This is a genomic window from Sebaldella sp. S0638 (assembly GCF_024158605.1).
In the GTDB taxonomy this organism is placed as follows: domain Bacteria; phylum Fusobacteriota; class Fusobacteriia; order Fusobacteriales; family Leptotrichiaceae; genus Sebaldella.
This window is the reverse complement of sequence record NZ_JAMZGM010000244.1, coordinates 1-1604: the sequence shown is the minus strand read 5'-3', so window position 1 is coordinate 1604 and position 1604 is coordinate 1. Positions and strand designations below refer to the sequence as shown.

The following is a 1604-nucleotide window of genomic DNA, read 5'->3' as shown; positions in this document are numbered from 1 at the left end:
AGCCTGAGGGAGCTCATAATCTGCTCCCATTCTTATGACCTCCTATGCTATTGTTACTTTGTATTTCATTATTCTGTCTGTTATCGGTAGTACTGGACAATATCCTGACTGAAATATATATTTTTTTACTGGCGGATCCTTTTCTACTATTTCATCTATATGGACATCCGCCTTTAACATTAATACACTGTTATTTACCGCTACTTCCAATCCTACATATGTTTCTGTGAACTCTGCTTCATTCGACAGATAAATCATATTTTCTGTATCTATCTTTTTACCTACAACATTAGTTGCCGGCACCAGTGTTTCTATTTTCATATTCAAAATATTAAAGTGCGGATATCTTTGCTCCAGTGTCTTTTGAGGGATTATATCCACTATGTTGTATGCTATATTCTGTTTGGCCAGTTTTTCATCTGTTAGAAATTCTTTTAGGATCTCCTTGTCTACTTCTATTTTTGTTGGGAATACCTTATTCTTTTCTACATATTCGTCTAGTAAGTCTAGAAAGAATACTTCCCAGTTATTTGTTCCTTTTGTAAATGTTTTAGGAACTGCCGGCTTAGTTTTAAAATCTATTACATCCTTTGATTCCGGTAATGTTATTTTCCCTGTTAAAAATAACTCTGCACACATTCTTGCTTTAGTGTTTACATAGCCTGATTTAAGCATACTTAGCTTTTTCTCATCAAGGAATTTCCCGTTGTCTACCAGCTGACCGTTAAGTATCATTTGTGTTTGTCCTGCCTGTATTTCTAAGTTTTCCAGTGGTGTTAATGTTGCGGTTCCTTTTATGATGTCCGGTCTTATATTTATTGTATTATGACCATTTATTTTTATATCAGGCGCTTTTGTTCCTCTTGGTACTATTGATAAACTTATCAGCTCTTTCATCAGTTCAATCACATTAAAACTGTCTGATGCCGTCATAAACGGTGTGCCATTTTGAAATTTTGATAAGTAATGTGTTGTTACATTTGTCGGCAGGGCTGCAAATACTCCCATTAATTCTGCCTGTCTTGGATTAATTAGTTTCATTATCCAGTACCTCCTCTAAATATATTCTGTGTCTTTCCAGTTCTCTTGTTCCCGTGTAATCTGTTTTATAGTCCAGACCTACTATTAAGTCTCTGTCTACTCTTCCCTCTCTTAATACCACTGCTACAAGATTATCTGTTGTGGCATCTGTATCTAGTTCTTCTTCCCCTTTGCATATTCTTCTTGGAACATTTAAACCATCTGATGTGGCCGCCTTATCGTACACTTCCCATTTTCCTGTTGAAGTATTTTGTGCAAGTACCTGACCTTGTTTTATTACTCCTATATTTACTTCAAGTTCCACTGCTTCTCCTGTGATAAATTCTTCCAGGACTAATCTTTTATGTTCCACTTCATCTAGTGGCTTTACTCTATTTCCCATTATTAATTACCTCCGTGTCTTTTTTTAGTATCTTCAAATGCTTTACTCATTATTCCTGCTAAATCGTCGTTCCCACCTGTCTGATCATCAAACTCTATTTCACTTGAATAATTTGTAAATCCTGAAAATTCCGGAATCTTTTTCATAAATTCCTGTAATCCGTCATAAAGTGATGTATCTT

2 protein-coding genes are annotated in these 1604 nt (G+C 35.2%); both read right to left on the bottom strand.

What is annotated here, in order from left to right; translation table 11 throughout:
- Positions 1-42: 42 nt before the first annotated feature.
- Positions 43-1041, bottom strand: a complete 999-nt coding sequence (locus tag NK213_RS19980; protein ID WP_253352618.1) for a major capsid protein — start codon at positions 1039-1041, stop codon at positions 43-45.
- Positions 1028-1423: a hypothetical protein gene (locus NK213_RS19975; protein ID WP_253352616.1), complete on the bottom strand. Its 396-nt coding sequence runs from the start codon at positions 1421-1423 to the stop codon at positions 1028-1030. The genes NK213_RS19980 and NK213_RS19975 overlap by 14 nt, the downstream gene beginning before the upstream one ends.
- Between the last annotated feature and the right edge of the window lie 181 nt (positions 1424-1604).